Below are 19,295 nucleotides of genomic sequence, written 5' to 3'. Positions count from 1 at the left end.
ACAAAAGAAAAGGCCATCCGTAAGGATGGCTTTTTTTTATGTCTGCGGCCTGTCGGTGAGAAGCGCGTCAGGAACAGGTGAAGAGCCCCGGTCAGTGACCGGGGCTTTTTGCGTTTTTCTCCCTCTCCCTGCGGGAGAGGGCCGGGGTGAGGGCATCAGGCCGCATAGAGCCTTTCCTGTCGGTGGGAGAGAGCTTCAGACCACATCCAGACATCACTCTTCAGACACCTTATAAGCGATCGTCGACAGGATAGGGTAAACTAGCGGAGTTTTACTGACCTGGAAAGAGACGATGACCACCTCCCTAAAACCTTTCAATACTTTCGGTATCGATGCCCGGGCGGCCCGGATTGTGCAGGCTGAAGATGAACAACAACTCCTGAATGCATGGCAGAGCGCTAATGTGGAACATCAACCGGTATTGATTCTGGGGGAGGGCAGTAATGTTCTGCTGCTGGAAGATTTTGCCGGCACGGTCATTCTGAACCGTATTACCGGGATCTCCGTTCGTGAAGAGAGTGATGCCTGGCATGTACACGCAGGAGCAGGAGAGAACTGGCACCGCCTGGTGGAATATACCCTGGAGCAAGGCATGGCGGGTCTGGAGAATCTGGCGTTGATTCCAGGCTGCGCGGGTTCTGCACCAATCCAGAATATCGGTGCTTACGGCGTAGAGTTGAGGCAGATGTGCGACTATGTCGACTGCCTGGAGCTTACTTCCGGAGAGCATAAGCGCCTGTCGGCGGATGAATGTCGCTTTGGCTATCGTGATAGTATCTTTAAACATGAATATCAGCATCGCTATGCCATCACGGCACTGGGGCTGCGTTTGCCGAAGCTGTGGCAGCCGGTGCTTTCCTATGGGGATCTTGCTCGCCTGAACCCACAGGACGTCACGCCACAGCAGGTGTTCGGGGCCGTTTGTCATATGCGACGCAGTAAGCTACCGGATCCCGCCCGTATCGGAAATGCCGGCAGTTTCTTTAAAAATCCCGTCATAATGCAGCAGCAGGCAGCGGCATTACTGACCGAATTTCCGGAAGCTCCTCATTATCCACAGGCGGATGGTACGGTGAAACTGGCCGCTGGCTGGCTTATCGATCGCTGTCAGTTAAAAGGGTATCAAAAAGGGGGAGCGGCGGTTCATCGCCAGCAGGCGTTGGTTTTGATTAATGAACACAATGCGACCGCGCAGGATGTGGTTGCGCTTGCCCATGACGTCCGCCAGCGCGTGGGGAAAACATTTAATGTCTGGCTGGAACCCGAAGTGCGCTTTATTGGTGCCATGGGAGAAGTCAGCGCGGTGGAGGCCATTGCATGAAGGATTACAGAGTCCCCTTGACGCTTATCGGTATTCTGGCCGATGGCGAGTTTCATTCTGGTGAGCAGCTTGGTGAACTGCTGGGCATGAGCCGGGCCGCGATTAATAAACATATCCAGACCCTGCGCGACTGGGGGATTGATGTATTTACCGTTTCCGGTAAGGGCTATAGCCTGCCAGCTCCGATCCAGTTACTGGATCGCGATGTTATCCTTAGCCAGATTGGCGAAGGTTCTGTAGCCGTACTACCGGTGATTGATTCCACCAACCAGTATTTGATTAACCGTATCAGCGAACTGAAATCGGGAGATGTCTGCATCGCAGAATATCAGCAGGCAGGGCGTGGCCGCCGCGGTCGCCAGTGGTTCTCTCCTTTTGGCGCAAATCTGTACCTTTCCATGTACTGGCGCCTTGAACAGGGGCCGGCAGCGGCGGTAGGACTTAGCCTGGTCATAGGTATCGTTATGGCGGAAGTACTTCATAAGTTGGGCGCTAACGATGTCAGAGTTAAATGGCCTAATGATCTCTATCTACACGATCGCAAACTGGCGGGGATTCTCGTTGAGCTTACAGGTAAAACAGGCGATGCGGCACAAATTGTCTTCGGTGGTGGTATTAATCTGGCCATGCGCAATGTTGCGACTGATATCGTGAATCAGGGGTGGATCAATCTGCAGGAGGCGGGGATTAGTGTCGATCGCAACCAGCTGGCGGTACTGTTGATCAAGGAGTTGCGCCAGTCGTTGCGTCAGTTTGAACAGGGCGGCCTGGCAACCTTCCTGGCGCGCTGGGAAAAACTGGATAATTTTATTAACCGCCCGGTTAAGTTGATTATTGGAGAGCGTGAAATACCAGGAATCTCACGCGGTATTAACGCTCAAGGGGCGTTAATGCTGGAACAGGGTGGCGTTATTACGCCCTGGGTTGGCGGCGAAATTTCATTACGTCCGGCCGATTGAGAATAAAGGGGGTGGCCCCCCTTTATTTATTTTCGTAACCGCACGCAATCTACGGCGTGATTCGCGCTTTTGGTCATGATGAGACTGGCTCGTTCGCGAGTGGGAAGAATATTTTCCTTAAGATTCTGCCAGTTAATCTCTCTCCACAGCCGGGTTGCCGTTTCGATAGCCTCTTCTCTGGATAACTTTGCATAGTTGTGGAAATAAGAATCGGGATCGGTAAATGCCCCTTCCCGGAATTTCAGGAAGCGGTTAATGTACCAACTTTCCAGCAGATCCTCTGGCGCATCAACATAAATAGAAAAATCGACGAAATCAGAGACAAATACATGATGCGGATCGTGAGGATAATCCATACCGCTTTGCAAAACATTAAGGCCTTCCAGAATCAGAATATCCGGCTGGTTGACAGTTTTATCCCCTCCAGGAATGACATCATAGGTCAGATGGGAATAGACCGGCGCCGTTACGTCAGGAACTCCTGACTTGATATCCGAGACAAACTTCACCAGCCGATGCATATCATACGATTGCGGAAATCCCTTCTTTTTCATCAGGTCGCGCTCTTTCAGAACCTTGATGGGGTAGAGGAAGCCATCGGTCGTGATCAGCTCTACTTTGCGGTGTTCCGGCCATCGGCTGAGTAGCGCCTGTAAAACGCGGGCTGTCGTGCTTTTACCCACGGCGACGCTGCCAGCGATACTAATGACGTAGGGAATTCGCTGCCCGTTAGTGCCCAGGAACTGCTCCAGCACAGCCTGACGACGCAGATCGGAACTGATATAGAAATTCAGCAGACGGGATAGAGGCAGATAGATTTCCGCCACTTCTTCGAGCGAGAGATCTTCGTTGATCCCCTTAAGACGAGCGACTTCGCTTTCCGTCAACGTCATAGGGACGGAATTACGGAGTGCGGCCCACTGGCTCCGGTTGAACTGAAGATAAGGCGTCATTAACTTTTGCTCTTTATTGCTCATAAGCATGCATCGGCCTGCGGTTCAGGGAGATACCAGAGGACTCCCACACTGGCGCACTACATCAACAAATTTTTAATATCAGGGCTGGAGGGTATCACCAGATGCTGGCGAATAATAAGAAAAAATCGCCCCTTCGATCCTGTGCTATGCTGCAAACGAGTCATCGGCTGGATGCTGTAACGGGTCAGTCGCACGGATAGAGCGCACGTAGTGTGCAATATTCTGGTGAATGTGGAAAATCATTTGATCAGACAATTCTCGTCAGTAAAGCAAACCGCAGTACCAATTTGCGTAAAATATCAGCACTTTTTCAGTCTGTAGCGCAAAATGTGAGCGGTAGGCCATTTTACGCAATTTTTTTGTTGCATAGGCGGGCCGCTGTTTCTAGAATGCGCGCTACTTGATGCCGGCTTAGCTCAGTTGGTAGAGCAACTGACTTGTAATCAGTAGGTCGCCAGTTCGATTCCGGCAGCCGGCACCAATCAAGTATCGGGTGGGGTTCCCGAGTGGCCAAAGGGAGCAGACTGTAAATCTGCCGTCATCGACTTCGAAGGTTCGAATCCTTCCCCCACCACCATTTTCACCGCAGCAATGCGGTAAACCAGTAAGCGACTCTGCTGAAGCGCTGGCTGGCGAAGGTGAAAACCTTCGGCGAATATTATGTAATGCGTAATATTCATCAGGTGAGATGGAGTTTGTTTCACCGCTGTTTTAGCAGTGCTTAAAGTGCTGTACGAGGCGGTAGCCTCAACAAAACGGCTCGAATACTTGAGAGGTTTTCTCTCCAGAAAGAATCAGGTAGCCGGGTTTCAGGATGCGGGCATCGTATAATGGCTATTACCTCAGCCTTCCAAGCTGATGATGCGGGTTCGATTCCCGCTGCCCGCTCCAGTGCTGATATAGCTCAGTTGGTAGAGCGCACCCTTGGTAAGGGTGAGGTCGGCAGTTCGAATCTGCCTATCAGCACCACCTCCTTTATCCCCCCTGTTTCTCTTCTGTTTCTGAATTCAACAAATTCAGGCGTTGTGCCTGGTTGATGTGGTGATATCACCGATTTATCCGTGTCTTAGAGGGACAATCGATGTCTAAAGAAAAGTTTGAACGTACAAAACCGCACGTTAACGTCGGTACTATCGGCCACGTTGACCATGGTAAAACAACGCTGACCGCCGCCATTACCACCGTTCTGGCTAAAACCTACGGCGGTGCTGCCCGCGCATTCGACCAGATCGATAACGCGCCGGAAGAGAAGGCTCGTGGTATCACCATCAACACCTCTCACGTTGAATATGACACCCCGACCCGTCACTACGCACACGTTGACTGCCCCGGGCACGCCGACTACGTGAAAAACATGATCACCGGTGCTGCTCAGATGGACGGCGCTATCCTGGTTGTTGCTGCGACTGACGGCCCGATGCCGCAGACCCGTGAGCACATCCTGCTGGGCCGCCAGGTAGGCGTACCGTGCATCATCGTGTTCATGAACAAGTGTGACATGGTTGATGACGAAGAGCTGCTGGAACTGGTTGAGATGGAAGTTCGTGAGCTGCTGTCTCAGTACGACTTCCCGGGTGACGACTGCCCGGTTATCCGCGGCTCCGCGCTGAAAGCGCTGGAAGGCGACGCAGAGTGGGAAGCGAAGGTTATTGAACTGGCTGAAGCGCTGGACTCCTACATTCCGGAGCCGGAGCGTGACACCGACAAGCCGTTCCTGCTGCCGATCGAAGACGTATTCTCCATCTCTGGTCGTGGTACCGTTGTTACCGGTCGTGTAGAAACCGGTATCATCAAAGTAGGCGACGAAGTGGAAATCGTGGGTATCAAAGAGACTGCGAAGACCACCTGTACTGGCGTTGAAATGTTCCGCAAACTGCTGGACGAAGGCCGTGCCGGTGAGAACTGCGGTATCCTGCTGCGTGGTACCAAGCGTGACGAAGTTCAGCGTGGTCAGGTACTGGCTAAGCCGGGCTCCATCAACCCGCACACCAGGTTCGAAGCAGAAGTTTACGTTCTGTCTAAAGATGAAGGCGGCCGTCATACTCCGTTCTTCAAAGGCTACCGTCCGCAGTTCTACTTCCGTACCACTGACGTGACGGGCTCCATCACTCTGCCGGAAGGCGTAGAGATGGTAATGCCTGGCGACAACATCAAGATGGATGTTGAGCTGATCCACCCGATCGCGATGGACAAAGGTCTGCGCTTCGCAATCCGTGAAGGTGGTCGTACCGTTGGTGCAGGCGTTGTAGCTGAAGTTAAAGCTTAATTGTCGATAACATTTGACGCAATGCACAAGGAAAGGGCATCATTTGATGCCCTTTTTGTACGCTGTCGAAATACAGAACCTGGCTCATCAGTGATTTTTTTCTCATAATCATTGCTGAGACAGGCTCTGCCGATAGCGTTAATGCCGGATGTGCGGCAACGTACGCCGGTCTGGTCTGCCCCGCTTAGCCGGGGCGCAAATGTTTGTCTTTATTGTGACAGGTTGATTTATGAGTGCGAATACCGAAGCTCAGGGAAGTGGGCGCGGCCTGGAAGCGATGAAATGGCTGGTTGTTGCCGTGCTGCTGCTCGTGGCTATCGTTGGCAACTATCTTTATCGTGATATTACCCTGCCGCTGCGAGCTCTCGCAGTGGTGATTCTGATTGCTGCGGCGGGCGGTGTTGCGCTGTTGACGACCAAAGGCAAAGCGACAGTCGCGTTTGCCCGCGAAGCGAGAACCGAAGTCCGTAAGGTGATTTGGCCGACTCGTCAGGAAACTCTGCACACCACGCTGATCGTGGCAGCGGTGACTGCTGTCATGTCACTGATCCTGTGGGGGCTGGATGGCATTCTGGTCCGCCTGGTATCCTTTATCACTGGCCTGAGGTTCTGAGATGTCTGAAGCTCCAAAAAAGCGCTGGTACGTCGTTCAGGCGTTTTCCGGTTTTGAAGGCCGCGTAGCGACTTCCCTGCGCGAGCATATCAAATTGCATAACATGGAAGATCTGTTTGGCGAAGTCATGGTGCCAACCGAAGAGGTTGTTGAGATCCGCGGTGGCCAGCGTCGTAAAAGCGAGCGCAAATTCTTCCCGGGCTATGTACTGGTTCAAATGGTGATGAATGATGCGAGCTGGCACCTGGTGCGCAGCGTACCGCGCGTGATGGGATTCATCGGAGGGACATCCGATCGTCCTGCGCCGATCAGCGACAAAGAAGTTGATGCGATTATGAACCGCCTGCAGCAGGTGGGTGATAAGCCGCGTCCGAAAACGCTGTTCGAACCGGGCGAAATGGTTCGCGTCAACGATGGTCCGTTTGCTGACTTCAACGGCGTGGTGGAAGAGGTGGACTACGAGAAAAGCCGCCTGAAGGTATCGGTTTCCATCTTTGGTCGCGCGACGCCAGTCGAGCTGGACTTCAGTCAGGTAGAAAAAGCCTAAACCACAGCGATCGAACGTTGCATGGGGCGCGAGATTGGAATACAATTTCGCGCCTTTTGTTTTTATGGGCCCTGCCCGTAAGACGGTTTTAATATGGGGAGCCTGTTCTTCAGGCGCTATACCCAACAGAGGAAATTTAAGATGGCCAAGAAAGTACAAGCCTACGTTAAGCTGCAGGTTGCAGCTGGTATGGCTAACCCGAGCCCGCCGGTTGGTCCGGCTCTGGGTCAGCAGGGTGTTAACATCATGGAATTCTGTAAGGCGTTCAACGCCAAGACTGATTCCATCGAGAAGGGTCTGCCGATTCCGGTCGTAATTACCGTTTACGCTGACCGTTCCTTCACCTTTGTTACCAAAACCCCGCCGGCTGCCGTTCTGCTGAAGAAAGCTGCTGGTATCAAGTCTGGTTCCGGCAAGCCGAACAAAGACAAAGTGGGTAAAGTAACTCGCGCTCAGGTTCTGGAAATTGCCCAGACTAAAGCGGCGGACATGACCGGTGCCGATATTGAAGCGATGGCTCGTTCCATCGAAGGTACCGCTCGTTCCATGGGCCTGGTAGTGGAGGACTAAGACAATGGCTAAACTGACCAAGCGCATGCGCGTGATCCGTGAGAAAGTTGATGCGACCAAACAGTACGACATCAACGAAGCCGTTGCTCTGCTGAAAGAGCTGGCCACCGCTAAATTCGTAGAAAGCGTAGACGTTGCTGTAAACCTCGGCATCGACGCGCGTAAATCTGACCAGAACGTTCGTGGTGCAACCGTACTGCCGCACGGTACTGGCCGTTCCGTTCGCGTAGCCGTATTTACCCAGGGCCCGAACGCTGAAGCTGCTAAAGCAGCTGGCGCCGAGCTGGTAGGTATGGAAGACCTGGCTGAACAGGTTAAGAAAGGCGAGATGGACTTCGACGTTGTTATCGCTTCTCCGGATGCGATGCGCGTAGTTGGCCAGCTGGGCCAGATCCTGGGGCCGCGTGGCCTGATGCCGAACCCGAAAGTGGGTACCGTAACGCCGAACGTTGCTGAAGCTGTTAAAAACGCTAAAGCCGGTCAGATCCGTTACCGTAACGACAAGAACGGCATCATCCACACCACCATCGGTAAAGTTGACTTCGACGCTGACAAACTGAAAGAAAACCTGGAAGCGCTGCTGGTTGCCCTGAAAAAGGCGAAGCCGGCTGCTGCGAAAGGCGTGTACATCAAGAAAGTTAGCCTGTCCACTACCATGGGCGCGGGTGTTGCGGTAGACCAGGCTGGTCTGAGCGCTTCCGCTAACTAATTTCGCCTTTGACGTGGGCGGCGAATTTGTCTACAATTTTACGCCCACTGTTTTGCCCTGTGCAAAACGGCGATGATTTATCCGGTTGGAGCCTGGCCTTATCCAGGCCTCCGTCCAAGACCGCAGGTGGTTCGCAAGAGTCTTAATTTCCTGCGTAGACGGTGACAGAACCTGAAGAGTATTTTTTAATAATCTTTGGCTTGCTTCTGCTCACCGTATTTCGACGCTTCGGGTTTCGGCTCGAAGTGAAGTGAGTTCCGGGGCCATTTGTCCCCGGCAAAAATCCAGGAGCAAAAGCTAATGGCTTTAAATCTTCAAGACAAACAAGCGATTGTTGCTGAAGTCAGCGAAGTAGCCAAAGGCGCGCTGTCTGCAGTAGTTGCGGATTCCCGTGGCGTAACTGTAGACAAAATGACCGAACTGCGTAAAGCAGGTCGCGAAGCCGGCGTATACATGCGTGTTGTTCGTAACACCCTGCTGCGCCGTGTTGTTGAGGGGACTCAGTTTGAGTGCCTGAAAGACGCGTTTGTTGGTCCGACCCTGATCGCATACTCAATGGAACACCCGGGCGCTGCCGCTCGTCTGTTCAAAGAGTTCGCTAAAGCGAATGCAGATTTTGAGGTCAAAGCCGCTGCCTTTGAAGGTGAGCTGATCCCGGCGTCGCAGATCGATCGCCTGGCAACGCTGCCGACTTACGAAGAAGCACTGGCACGCCTGATGTCGACCATGAAAGAAGCCGCTGCCGGCAAACTGGTTCGTACTCTGGCTGCTGTACGCGATGCAAAAGAAGCTGCTTAATCGCACTCTTTTGGCTGGCGTACTCCTTGCTAACGTATAAACTTAATTCTGATTTTCAGGAACAATCAAATGTCTATCACTAAAGATCAAATCATCGAAGCAGTTGCCGCTATGTCCGTAATGGATATCGTAGAGCTGGTTTCTGCAATGGAAGAAAAATTCGGCGTTTCTGCCGCTGCTGCTGTAGCTGTTGCTGCTGGCGGTGCTGCTGAAGCTGCTGAAGAGAAGACCGAGTTCGACGTCATTCTGAAAGCCGCAGGCGGTAACAAAGTTGCTGTAATCAAAGCAGTACGTGGTGCTACCGGCCTGGGTCTGAAAGAAGCTAAAGACCTGGTAGAGTCTGCTCCGGCAGCTCTGAAAGAAGGCGTTAGCAAAGACGACGCTGAAGCTCTGAAAAAATCCCTGGAAGAAGCTGGCGCTGAAGTTGAAATCAAGTAAGCCCGTCTTACAGGTAGCAGCCTGAGAAATCAGGCTGATGGCTGGTGACTTTTTAGTCACCAGCCTTTTTGCGCTGTAGAGCACCAGTAGCGTTTCACACTGTTTGACTGCTGGTTGCTCCACAATGCTTGTTTCTATCGACGACTTAATATACTGCGACAGGGCGTGGCCCTGGGTAAATCGCAATGAAATGATTTAAGAGTGATAGAAACAGGCATTGCGGGAAGTGTTCCACTTCTCGGTCAACAAAATGGTGTTGCATAAACTGTCCTTCCATGGACAGGGTGGGTCGACTTGTCAGCGAGCTGAGGAACCCTATGGTTTACTCCTATACCGAGAAAAAACGTATTCGTAAGGATTTTGGTAAACGTCCGCAGGTGCTGGATGTCCCATATCTCCTTTCTATCCAGCTTGACTCGTTCCAGAAGTTTATCGAGCAAGATCCTGAGGGGCAAAACGGTCTGGAAGCCGCTTTCCGTTCCGTATTCCCGATTCAGAGCTATAGCGGTAATTCAGAGCTGCAGTATGTCAGCTACCGCCTTGGCGAACCTGTGTTCGATGTTAAAGAGTGTCAGATTCGTGGCGTGACCTTTTCGGCACCGCTGCGTGTGAAGCTGCGTCTGGTTATCTACGAGCGCGAAGCGCCAGAAGGTACCGTAAAAGACATCAAAGAGCAGGAAGTCTACATGGGCGAAATTCCGCTCATGACCGACAACGGTACCTTCGTTATCAATGGTACCGAGCGTGTTATCGTTTCTCAGCTGCATCGTAGCCCGGGCGTCTTCTTTGACAGCGATAAGGGTAAAACTCACTCTTCGGGTAAAGTGCTGTATAACGCACGTATTATCCCTTACCGCGGCTCCTGGCTGGATTTCGAATTCGATCCGAAAGACAACCTGTTCGTCCGTATCGACCGCCGTCGTAAACTGCCGGCCTCCATCATTCTGCGTGCCCTGAACTACACTTCAGAGCAGATTCTCGATCTGTTTTTTGAAAAAGTGGTCTACGAGATTCGCGACAACAAGCTGCAGATGGAGCTGGTTCCGGAACGCCTGCGCGGCGAAACTGCCTCCTTCGATATCGAAGCGAACGGTAAGGTTTACGTCGAGAAAGGCCGTCGAATCACCGCGCGCCATATCCGGATGCTTGAAAAAGACGATGTGAAACACATTGAAGTTCCGGTTGAGTACATCGCGGGTAAAGTTGCAGCGAAAGACTATGTTGATGAATCTACCGGCGAGCTGATCTGCCCGGCCAACATGGAGCTGTCACTGGACCTGCTGGCTAAACTGAGCCAGGCGGGCCACAAGCGCATCGAGACGCTGTTCACCAACGACCTCGATCACGGCCCGTACATTTCTGAAACGCTGCGTGTTGATCCGACCAGCGATCGCCTGAGCGCACTGGTTGAAATCTACCGCATGATGCGCCCTGGTGAGCCGCCGACACGCGAAGCGGCGGAAAGCCTGTTCGAAAATCTGTTCTTCTCTGAAGACCGTTACGATCTGTCTGCGGTTGGCCGTATGAAGTTCAACCGTTCGCTGCTGCGCGACGAAGTTGAAGGCTCCGGTATCCTGAGTGAAGAAGACATTATCGATGTGATGAAAAAACTCATCGATATTCGTAACGGTAAAGGCGAAGTGGACGATATCGACCACCTCGGCAACCGTCGTATCCGTTCCGTAGGTGAAATGGCGGAAAACCAGTTCCGCGTCGGTCTGGTTCGTGTAGAGCGAGCGGTGAAAGAGCGTCTGTCTCTTGGCGACCTCGACACCCTGATGCCTCAGGATATGATCAACGCCAAGCCTATCTCTGCGGCAGTGAAGGAGTTCTTCGGCTCCAGCCAGCTGTCTCAGTTTATGGATCAGAACAACCCGCTGTCCGAGATTACCCATAAGCGTCGTATCTCCGCACTGGGCCCGGGCGGTCTGACCCGTGAGCGCGCCGGCTTTGAGGTTCGAGACGTTCACCCGACTCACTACGGTCGCGTATGTCCTATCGAAACGCCGGAAGGCCCGAACATCGGTCTGATCAACTCCCTGTCTGTATACGCGCAGACTAACGAGTATGGCTTCCTGGAAACGCCATACCGTCGCGTTATCGATGGCAAGGTATCTGATGAGATTCACTACCTTTCCGCCATTGAAGAAGGTAACTTCGTTATCGCGCAGGCTAACGCCCGCCTGGATGACGACGGCGCTTTCGTCGACGACCTGGTAACCTGCCGTAACAAAGGCGAATCCAGCCTGTTCAGCAGCGATCAGGTTGACTATATGGACGTATCCACCCAGCAGGTGGTTTCCGTGGGCGCCTCCCTGATTCCGTTCCTGGAGCACGATGACGCAAACCGCGCATTGATGGGTGCGAACATGCAGCGTCAGGCGGTACCGACCCTGCGCGCCGACAAGCCGCTGGTTGGTACCGGTATGGAACGCGCCGTTGCCGTTGACTCCGGCGTAACCGCCGTTGCCAAACGCGGCGGTGTGGTGCAGTACGTCGACGCTTCCCGTATCGTTATCAAGGTTAATGAAGATGAGATGTATCCGGGCGAAGCGGGCATCGACATCTACAACCTGACCAAATACACCCGTTCCAACCAGAACACCTGCATCAACCAGATGCCGTGCGTTTCTCTGGGTGAGCCGGTAGAGCGCGGCGACGTGCTGGCCGACGGCCCGTCCACCGATCTGGGCGAACTGGCGCTGGGTCAGAACATGCGCGTCGCGTTCATGCCGTGGAACGGCTACAACTTCGAGGACTCCATCCTCGTTTCCGAGCGCGTGGTGCAGGAAGACCGATTCACCACCATCCACATTCAGGAACTGGCCTGTGTGTCTCGTGACACCAAACTGGGGCCGGAAGAGATCACCGCGGATATCCCGAACGTGGGTGAAGCTGCGCTCTCTAAACTGGATGAGTCCGGTATTGTCTATATCGGTGCGGAAGTGACCGGTGGCGACATTCTGGTCGGTAAGGTAACGCCGAAGGGCGAAACTCAGCTGACCCCGGAAGAGAAGCTGCTGCGCGCCATCTTCGGTGAGAAAGCGTCTGACGTTAAAGATTCTTCTCTGCGCGTGCCGAACGGCGTATCCGGTACCGTTATCGACGTTCAGGTCTTTACCCGCGATGGCGTGGAAAAAGACAAGCGTGCTCTGGAAATCGAAGAGATGCAGCTCAAGCAGGCGAAGAAAGACCTGTCTGAAGAACTGCAGATCCTTGAAGCCGGTCTGTTTAGCCGAATCTACGCGGTGCTGGTTGCCGGCGGTGTTGAAGCCGAGAAGCTCGACAAACTGCCGCGCGATCGCTGGCTGGAGCTGGGCCTGACCGATGAAGAGAAGCAGAGCCAGCTGGAGCAACTGGCTGAACAGTACGACGAACTGAAACATGAGTTCGAGAAGAAACTGGAAGCTAAGCGTCGCAAGATCACTCAGGGCGACGACCTGGCGCCGGGCGTACTGAAGATCGTTAAGGTCTACCTGGCCGTTAAACGTCAGATCCAGCCGGGTGACAAGATGGCGGGCCGTCACGGTAACAAAGGTGTTATCTCCAAGATCAACCCGATCGAAGATATGCCTTACGACGAAAACGGCACGCCGGTTGATATCGTACTGAACCCGCTGGGCGTACCGTCGCGTATGAACATCGGTCAGATCCTGGAAACCCACCTGGGTATGGCTGCCAAAGGCATCGGCGACAAGATCAACGCGATGCTCAAGCAGCAGCAGGAAGTAGCGAAGCTGCGTGAGTTCATCCAGCGTGCTTACGACCTGGGTATGGATGTTCGCCAGCGCGTCGACCTGAATACCTTCAGCGATGAAGAAGTTCTGCGTCTGGCAGAAAACCTGCGTAAGGGTATGCCGATTGCGACACCGGTGTTCGACGGTGCCAAAGAGGCCGAAATCAAAGAGCTGCTGAAGCTGGGCGACCTGCCGACTTCCGGTCAGATCACGCTGTACGATGGCCGCACCGGCGAGCAGTTTGAGCGTCCGGTAACCGTTGGCTACATGTACATGCTGAAACTGAACCACCTGGTTGACGACAAGATGCACGCGCGTTCCACCGGTTCTTACAGCCTTGTTACTCAGCAGCCGCTGGGTGGTAAGGCGCAGTTCGGTGGCCAGCGCTTCGGTGAGATGGAAGTGTGGGCGCTGGAAGCTTACGGCGCCGCCTACACCCTGCAGGAAATGCTGACCGTTAAGTCTGATGACGTGAACGGCCGTACTAAGATGTATAAGAACATCGTAGATGGCAATCACCAGATGGAACCGGGTATGCCGGAATCCTTCAACGTACTGTTGAAAGAGATTCGTTCGCTGGGTATCAACATCGAACTGGAAGACGAGTAATTCTCGCTCAAACAGGTCACTGCTGCCGGGTTAGCGCCCGGCAGCAGAATGTGCTAACTCCGACGGGAGCCAATCCGTGAAAGACTTATTAAAGTTTCTGAAAGCGCAAACTAAAACCGAAGAGTTTGATGCGATCAAAATTGCTCTGGCTTCGCCAGACATGATCCGTTCCTGGTCTTTCGGTGAAGTTAAAAAGCCGGAAACCATTAACTACCGTACGTTCAAGCCGGAACGTGACGGTCTGTTCTGCGCCCGCATTTTCGGGCCGGTGAAAGACTACGAGTGCCTGTGCGGTAAGTACAAGCGCCTGAAGCACCGCGGCGTTATCTGTGAAAAATGTGGCGTTGAAGTTACGCAGACCAAGGTACGCCGTGAGCGTATGGGGCATATTGAGCTAGCTTCGCCGACCGCACACATCTGGTTCCTGAAATCGCTGCCGTCCCGTATCGGTCTGCTGCTGGATATGCCGCTGCGCGACATCGAGCGCGTGCTGTACTTCGAATCCTATGTGGTTATCGAAGGCGGTATGACTAATCTGGAACGTAGCCAGATCCTGACTGAAGAGCAGTATCTGGACGCACTGGAGGAGTTCGGTGACGAATTCGACGCCAAGATGGGCGCCGAAGCTATCCAGGCCCTGCTGAAAGGGATGGATCTGGAGCAGGAGTGCGAAACCCTGCGCGAAGAGCTGAACGAAACCAACTCAGAAACCAAACGTAAGAAGCTGACCAAGCGTATCAAGCTGCTGGAAGCCTTCGTACAGTCCGGCAACAAGCCGGAGTGGATGATTCTGACCGTTCTGCCGGTTCTGCCGCCGGATCTGCGTCCGCTGGTACCGCTGGACGGTGGCCGTTTTGCGACCTCCGATCTCAACGATCTGTACCGTCGCGTGATCAACCGTAACAATCGTCTGAAGCGTCTGCTGGATCTGGCTGCGCCGGACATCATCGTACGTAACGAAAAGCGTATGCTGCAGGAAGCGGTTGACGCCCTGCTGGATAACGGCCGTCGCGGTCGTGCCATCACGGGCTCCAACAAGCGTCCGCTGAAATCTCTGGCCGACATGATCAAAGGTAAGCAGGGTCGTTTCCGTCAGAACCTGCTGGGTAAACGCGTCGACTACTCTGGTCGTTCCGTTATCACCGTAGGCCCGTACCTGCGCCTGCATCAGTGCGGTCTGCCGAAGAAAATGGCTCTGGAACTGTTCAAGCCGTTCATCTATGGCAAGCTGGAACTGCGCGGCCTTGCTACCACCATTAAAGCGGCCAAGAAAATGGTCGAGCGTGAAGAAGCGGTGGTATGGGATATCCTGGATGAAGTCATCCGTGAGCACCCGGTACTGCTGAACCGTGCACCGACCCTGCACCGTCTGGGGATCCAGGCGTTTGAGCCGGTACTGATCGAAGGTAAGGCTATTCAGCTGCACCCGCTGGTGTGTGCTGCGTACAACGCGGACTTCGACGGCGACCAGATGGCGGTACACGTTCCGCTGACGCTGGAAGCCCAGCTTGAAGCCCGTGCGCTGATGATGTCGACCAACAACATCCTGTCTCCGGCGAACGGTGAGCCGATCATCGTGCCGTCTCAGGACGTGGTACTGGGTCTGTACTACATGACCCGTGACAAGGTTAACGCTAAAGGCGAAGGCATGGTGTTGACCGGCCCGAAAGAGGCGGAGCGCATTTATCGCGCAGGCCTGGCCGAGCTGCATGCCCGCGTTAAGGTACGTATCACCGAGTATGAAAAAGATGCTCAGGGTGAATTCGTTGCCAAAACCGGCCTGGTCGACACGACCGTGGGTCGTGCGATTCTGTGGATGATCGTGCCGAAAGGTCTGCCGTTCTCCATCGTTAACCAGGCGCTGGGCAAGAAAGCTATCTCTAAGATGCTGAACACCTGTTACCGCATCCTGGGCCTGAAGCCGACCGTTATCTTCGCTGACCAGACCATGTATACCGGCTTTGCCTATGCAGCGCGTTCTGGTGCTTCCGTCGGTATTGACGATATGGTTATCCCGGCCAAGAAAGCCGAGATCATCGCGGAAGCGGAAGCAGAAGTGGCAGAAATTCAGGAGCAGTTCCAGTCCGGTCTGGTGACCGCGGGCGAACGCTACAACAAAGTTATCGATATCTGGGCAGCGGCAAACGACCGTGTATCCCGCGCGATGATGGAAAACCTGCAAACCGAAACCGTTATCAACCGTGACGGCGAAGAAGAGCAGCAGGTTTCCTTCAACAGCATCTATATGATGGCCGACTCCGGTGCGCGTGGTTCTGCGGCGCAGATTCGTCAGCTGGCAGGTATGCGTGGTCTGATGGCGAAGCCGGATGGCTCCATCATCGAAACGCCGATCACCGCGAACTTCCGTGAAGGTCTGAACGTACTCCAGTACTTCATCTCGACCCACGGTGCTCGTAAAGGTCTGGCGGATACCGCACTGAAAACCGCGAACTCCGGTTACCTGACCCGTCGTTTGGTCGATGTGGCGCAGGATCTGGTGGTGACCGAAGACGACTGTGGTACCCACGAAGGTATCCTGATGACGCCGGTTATCGAAGGCGGTGACGTTAAAGAACCGCTGCGCGACCGCGTTCTGGGGCGTGTGACGGCGGAGGACGTGCTGAAGCCGGGTACCGCAGACATTCTGGTACCGCGCAATACGCTGCTGAATGAGCAGTGGTGTGACGTACTGGAAGATAATTCCGTCGACAGCGTGAAGGTACGTTCTGTGGTTGCCTGTGACACCGACTTCGGCGTCTGTGCTCACTGCTACGGTCGTGACCTGGCGCGTGGCCACCTGATCAACAAGGGTGAAGCCATCGGCGTTATTGCCGCACAGTCCATCGGTGAGCCGGGTACTCAGCTGACCATGCGTACCTTCCATATCGGTGGTGCGGCATCGCGTGCGGCAGCAGAATCCAGCATTCAGGTTAAGAACAAAGGTAGCCTGAAGTTGGTTAACGCGAAGTCGGTTGTGAACTCCAGCGACAAACTGGTGATCACCTCCCGTAACACCGAACTGCGTCTGATTGACGAATTCGGCCGTACCAAAGAGAGCTATAAAGTGCCTTACGGTGCGGTACTGGCGAAGGGCGACGGCGAGCAGGTCAACGCGGGTGAAACCGTGGCGAACTGGGATCCGCACACCATGCCGGTTATCACTGAAGTGGCCGGTTTCATCCGCTTTACCGACATGATCGACGGCCAGACCATTACGCGTCAGACCGACGAGCTGACCGGCCTGTCTTCCATCGTGGTTCTGGATTCTGCAGAACGTACTTCCGGTGGTAAAGACCTGCGTCCGGCGCTGAAGATTGTCGATGCGAATGGTGATGACGTACTGATTCCGGGCACCGATATGCCGGCGCAGTACTTCCTGCCGGGCAAAGCAATTGTTCAGCTCGACGATGGCGTACAGATAAGCTCTGGTGACACCCTGGCGCGTATTCCGCAGGAATCCGGCGGTACCAAGGATATTACCGGTGGTCTGCCGCGCGTTGCCGACCTGTTCGAAGCACGTCGTCCGAAAGAGCCGGCAATCCTGGCTGAAGTCGGCGGTATTATCTCCTTCGGCAAAGAGACCAAAGGCAAGCGTCGTCTGGTCATCACGCCGGTAGACGGTAGCGATCCGTACGAAGAGATGATTCCGAAATGGCGTCAGCTGAACGTGTTCGAAGGCGAGCGCGTAGAGCGTGGTGATGTGATTTCCGACGGTCCGGAAGCGCCGCACGACATTCTGCGTCTGCGTGGCGTTCAGGCGGTGACTCGCTACATCGTAAACGAAGTGCAGGACGTATACCGTCTGCAGGGCGTTAAGATCAACGATAAGCACATCGAAGTTATCGTTCGTCAGATGCTGCGTAAGGCCACCATTATGAACGCGGGCAGCTCCGAGTTCCTGGAAGGCGAGCAGGTGGAATTCTCCCGCGTTAAGATCGCCAACCGCGATCTGGAAGCGGACGGCAAGATCAGCGCGACTTATATGCGCGATCTGCTGGGTATCACCAAAGCCTCTCTGGCTACCGAGTCGTTCATCTCTGCGGCATCGTTCCAGGAGACCACTCGCGTACTGACCGAAGCGGCCGTTGCGGGCAAACGCGACGAACTGCGCGGTCTGAAAGAGAACGTTATCGTGGGTCGACTGATTCCGGCGGGTACTGGTTATGCCTACCACCAGGATCGCATGCGCCGTCGCGCGGCTGGCGAAACGCCGGTCGTGCAGCAGGTCAGCGCGGAAGAAGCTTCCGCCAGCCTGGCAGAACTGCTGAATGCAGGTCTGGGCGGTTCCGACAACGAATAAGCCTTCGCGCTTATGTACCAAACCCCGCTTCGGCGGGGTTTTTTTTCGCCTTCGTCGGAGGCAATTTTTTGCAACTTCGTTTGCTTTGCGTTAAGCCATTTTCCGTATATTGTGCAGGGGATTCGCTTTCGGGCGGAGTCTTTTTACTGACGCCAATAGCTATCGCTTCTGAAGGAATCAGCAACATAATGCAGAGACGTTCTTTTTACCGCGTTAATGTTCCACACGGCTCCGCGGGCTTTTGCGCGCTGTTCGTTCAGAATGGCAAAAGAATTAATCTTGCCATACAGAATATCTCTGTTGGTGGCGTCTGCCTGTATGGCAGTGATTCGCTGATTGCTGCACTACATGCCCGGCAGACGATTCGCCATGTCACGTTCTCTCTGGGGGATTATCTGACGTTCGAAACGGATATCTTTATTATTGATAAAACCGTCGGCCAGAGTGGAATGATTTACCTGCATATCCGCTTCGAAGCCCTACCACCCCAGCAGGAAGTGGCGCTCCAGCGCAGCATATACCAGATGGAGCTGGGCGCCCGCTACCCGGGAGCCGCGGCAATGCCCAAAGTGATTGTGCTGAAGCGTTAATCACTACAGTATTATAGGGCCAGGGGGTTATTAATATATCATTGGTAACTTTTGGTTTTTTTATTCAAGCTTATTCCTGGTTTTTATCTGGACTCTATCCTTTTTGCTTTAATAAAGCTTTTTCCTGGTATTCTGTATACGGATGAAATGTATTTCAGTTTGTCTGTCAGGCGTTTTATCAGGACGTCATGAATAGCCAGAGCTAAATGAATGATATCCTCTTCTTGTCAGTAGCCAGACATTACATTAGTATTCAGTGCGATAGACACCACAGAGACCATCCTTAAGCTCCTTTTGTGCGCTTTAGTTATTGTTTTTATTGTTTATTTTTATGCTTTCCTCGGTGGGTGTTTATATTTTACAAGATAATTCTGATTGGGCAGGTAGGCTGTTAATACTCATGACAAAGACCTTTGGGTTATCAAAGAAGATACATTACAGTCTTCTTTCTGCTTTTATGGCGATCATCGTCACCGCTTTTTTTGTGATTGACAGCCAGAAAAATACCATTCATAAATCATATATTAATATCAGTCGTAATTTTGTTAGTAATGTTGCGACGTTGTATGTTAATAATGTGATTGATGTGGTGGAAGAAAAAATTATTTCTGCCAGCAGCAAGTTTGGTGTGGATGACGTATTTAGTCATGCTTTTTACCAGGACAGCCACAGCGTACTGGCGCATATGATGTTTATTATGTCGAAATCTCCGGAGATCAATGCTGTGATCCTGGCAGATACCGCGGGCCATTATATCCGGGTACCGGAAAAGGGAAGTATCGAAAAGAAAAAACCCCAGGAGATCCAGCAGCGTCCCTGGTTTATTGATGAAGCTAATTCCTAGCATCGGGTTAAATTTAC

General features: G+C 53.4%; 14 protein-coding genes and 4 tRNA genes. 17 read left to right on the top strand and 1 reads right to left on the bottom strand.

Translation table 11 applies throughout. The features are described from left to right. The first annotated feature begins 292 nt into the window (after nucleotides 1-292). Complete coding sequence (gene murB, locus V3W49_RS19805; RefSeq protein WP_500147715.1) at nucleotides 293-1,321, top strand: UDP-N-acetylmuramate dehydrogenase; 1,029 nt, start codon at nucleotides 293-295, stop codon at nucleotides 1,319-1,321. Next, entirely contained in the window at nucleotides 1,318-2,280 is a 963-nt protein-coding gene (gene birA / locus V3W49_RS19800) for a bifunctional biotin--[acetyl-CoA-carboxylase] ligase/biotin operon repressor BirA (protein WP_500147714.1), read from the top strand. The genes murB and birA overlap by 4 nt, the downstream gene beginning before the upstream one ends. Nucleotides 2,281-2,306: 26 nt before the next feature. Here birA and coaA read toward each other — a convergent pair whose 3' ends face one another. Then, nucleotides 2,307-3,257 carry a type I pantothenate kinase gene (gene coaA, locus V3W49_RS19795; RefSeq protein WP_500147713.1) on the bottom strand — a complete coding sequence of 317 codons (951 nt, stop codon included), beginning with the start codon at nucleotides 3,255-3,257 and terminating at the stop codon, nucleotides 2,307-2,309. Nucleotides 3,258-3,662: 405 nt separating this feature from the next. On the opposite strand from coaA, the gene V3W49_RS19790 reads away from it, so the two are divergent. The 15 genes from V3W49_RS19790 (at nucleotide 3,663) to V3W49_RS19720 (ending at nucleotide 19,278) form a co-directional block, all read left to right on the top strand. Continuing rightward, nucleotides 3,663-3,738: transfer RNA gene (locus V3W49_RS19790), tRNA-Thr, on the top strand. 11 nt (nucleotides 3,739-3,749) lie between these two features. After that, nucleotides 3,750-3,834: transfer RNA gene (locus V3W49_RS19785), tRNA-Tyr, on the top strand. Nucleotides 3,835-4,073: 239 nt separating this feature from the next. Beyond that, a tRNA-Gly gene (locus V3W49_RS19780) sits at nucleotides 4,074-4,148 on the top strand. 2 nt (nucleotides 4,149-4,150) lie between these two features. Further along, nucleotides 4,151-4,226: transfer RNA gene (locus tag V3W49_RS19775), tRNA-Thr, on the top strand. Between the two features lie 112 nt (nucleotides 4,227-4,338). Further along, entirely contained in the window at nucleotides 4,339-5,523 is a 1,185-nt protein-coding gene (tuf, locus tag V3W49_RS19770) for an elongation factor Tu (RefSeq protein ID WP_500147712.1), read from the top strand. 229 nt (nucleotides 5,524-5,752) lie between these two features. Further along, nucleotides 5,753-6,136: a preprotein translocase subunit SecE gene (secE, locus tag V3W49_RS19765; RefSeq protein WP_138095289.1), complete on the top strand. Its 384-nt coding sequence runs from the start codon at nucleotides 5,753-5,755 to the stop codon at nucleotides 6,134-6,136. A gap of 1 nt (nucleotide 6,137) precedes the next feature. Beyond that, complete coding sequence (nusG, locus tag V3W49_RS19760) at nucleotides 6,138-6,683, top strand: transcription termination/antitermination protein NusG (protein WP_001287516.1); 546 nt, start codon at nucleotides 6,138-6,140, stop codon at nucleotides 6,681-6,683. 141 nt (nucleotides 6,684-6,824) lie between these two features. Next, entirely contained in the window at nucleotides 6,825-7,253 is a 429-nt protein-coding gene (rplK, locus tag V3W49_RS19755) for a 50S ribosomal protein L11 (protein ID WP_500147711.1), read from the top strand. A 4-nt stretch (nucleotides 7,254-7,257) separates the two neighbouring features. Then, entirely contained in the window at nucleotides 7,258-7,962 is a 705-nt protein-coding gene (gene rplA / locus V3W49_RS19750) for a 50S ribosomal protein L1 (protein WP_500147710.1), read from the top strand. Between the two features lie 300 nt (nucleotides 7,963-8,262). Further along, nucleotides 8,263-8,760 (top strand): 50S ribosomal protein L10, encoded by a 498-nt coding sequence (rplJ, locus tag V3W49_RS19745; protein ID WP_138095293.1) that lies wholly within the window; start codon nucleotides 8,263-8,265, stop codon nucleotides 8,758-8,760. 69 nt (nucleotides 8,761-8,829) lie between these two features. Next, the gene (gene rplL / locus V3W49_RS19740) at nucleotides 8,830-9,198 is read left to right on the top strand and encodes a 50S ribosomal protein L7/L12 (protein WP_500147709.1); all 369 of its coding nucleotides are present in this window, start codon (nucleotides 8,830-8,832) and stop codon (nucleotides 9,196-9,198) included. A 317-nt stretch (nucleotides 9,199-9,515) separates the two neighbouring features. After that, on the top strand, nucleotides 9,516-13,544 hold the full coding sequence (gene rpoB, locus V3W49_RS19735) for a DNA-directed RNA polymerase subunit beta (RefSeq protein WP_500147708.1): 4,029 nt from the start codon (nucleotides 9,516-9,518) through the stop codon (nucleotides 13,542-13,544). Nucleotides 13,545-13,620: 76 nt separating this feature from the next. Continuing rightward, nucleotides 13,621-17,844, top strand: a complete 4,224-nt coding sequence (rpoC, locus tag V3W49_RS19730; protein ID WP_500147707.1) for a DNA-directed RNA polymerase subunit beta' — start codon at nucleotides 13,621-13,623, stop codon at nucleotides 17,842-17,844. A gap of 188 nt (nucleotides 17,845-18,032) precedes the next feature. Further along, nucleotides 18,033-18,434 carry a PilZ domain-containing protein gene (locus V3W49_RS19725; RefSeq protein ID WP_500147706.1) on the top strand — a complete coding sequence of 134 codons (402 nt, stop codon included), beginning with the start codon at nucleotides 18,033-18,035 and terminating at the stop codon, nucleotides 18,432-18,434. Nucleotides 18,435-18,834: 400 nt separating this feature from the next. Further along, the gene (locus tag V3W49_RS19720) at nucleotides 18,835-19,278 is read left to right on the top strand and encodes a hypothetical protein (protein WP_500147705.1); all 444 of its coding nucleotides are present in this window, start codon (nucleotides 18,835-18,837) and stop codon (nucleotides 19,276-19,278) included. Nucleotides 19,279-19,295: the final 17 nt, after the last annotated feature.

Source organism: Rosenbergiella sp. YN46 (assembly GCF_036620675.1).
In the GTDB taxonomy this organism is placed as follows: Bacteria; Pseudomonadota; Gammaproteobacteria; order Enterobacterales; family Enterobacteriaceae; genus Jejubacter.
This window is presented reverse-complemented; position numbering and strand designations above follow the sequence as displayed.

Bases quoted from the DNA above. Each gene is read 5' to 3' on its own strand.
- rplA (WP_500147710.1), top strand. From the start codon at position 7,258: ATGGCTAAACTGACCAAGCGCATGCGCGTGATCCGTGAGAAAGTTGAT.
- rpoB (WP_500147708.1), top strand. From the start codon at position 9,516: ATGGTTTACTCCTATACCGAGAAAAAACGTATTCGTAAGGATTTTGGT.
- murB (WP_500147715.1), top strand. From the start codon at position 293: ATGACCACCTCCCTAAAACCTTTCAATACTTTCGGTATCGATGCCCGG.
- rplJ (WP_138095293.1), top strand. From the start codon at position 8,263: ATGGCTTTAAATCTTCAAGACAAACAAGCGATTGTTGCTGAAGTCAGC.
- rplK (WP_500147711.1), top strand. From the start codon at position 6,825: ATGGCCAAGAAAGTACAAGCCTACGTTAAGCTGCAGGTTGCAGCTGGT.
- V3W49_RS19725 (WP_500147706.1), top strand. From the start codon at position 18,033: ATGCAGAGACGTTCTTTTTACCGCGTTAATGTTCCACACGGCTCCGCG.
- nusG (WP_001287516.1), top strand. From the start codon at position 6,138: ATGTCTGAAGCTCCAAAAAAGCGCTGGTACGTCGTTCAGGCGTTTTCC.
- birA (WP_500147714.1), top strand. From the start codon at position 1,318: ATGAAGGATTACAGAGTCCCCTTGACGCTTATCGGTATTCTGGCCGAT.
- secE (WP_138095289.1), top strand. From the start codon at position 5,753: ATGAGTGCGAATACCGAAGCTCAGGGAAGTGGGCGCGGCCTGGAAGCG.
- coaA (WP_500147713.1), bottom strand. From the start codon at position 3,257: ATGAGCAATAAAGAGCAAAAGTTAATGACGCCTTATCTTCAGTTCAAC.
- rplL (WP_500147709.1), top strand. From the start codon at position 8,830: ATGTCTATCACTAAAGATCAAATCATCGAAGCAGTTGCCGCTATGTCC.
- tuf (WP_500147712.1), top strand. From the start codon at position 4,339: ATGTCTAAAGAAAAGTTTGAACGTACAAAACCGCACGTTAACGTCGGT.
- V3W49_RS19720 (WP_500147705.1), top strand. From the start codon at position 18,835: ATGACAAAGACCTTTGGGTTATCAAAGAAGATACATTACAGTCTTCTT.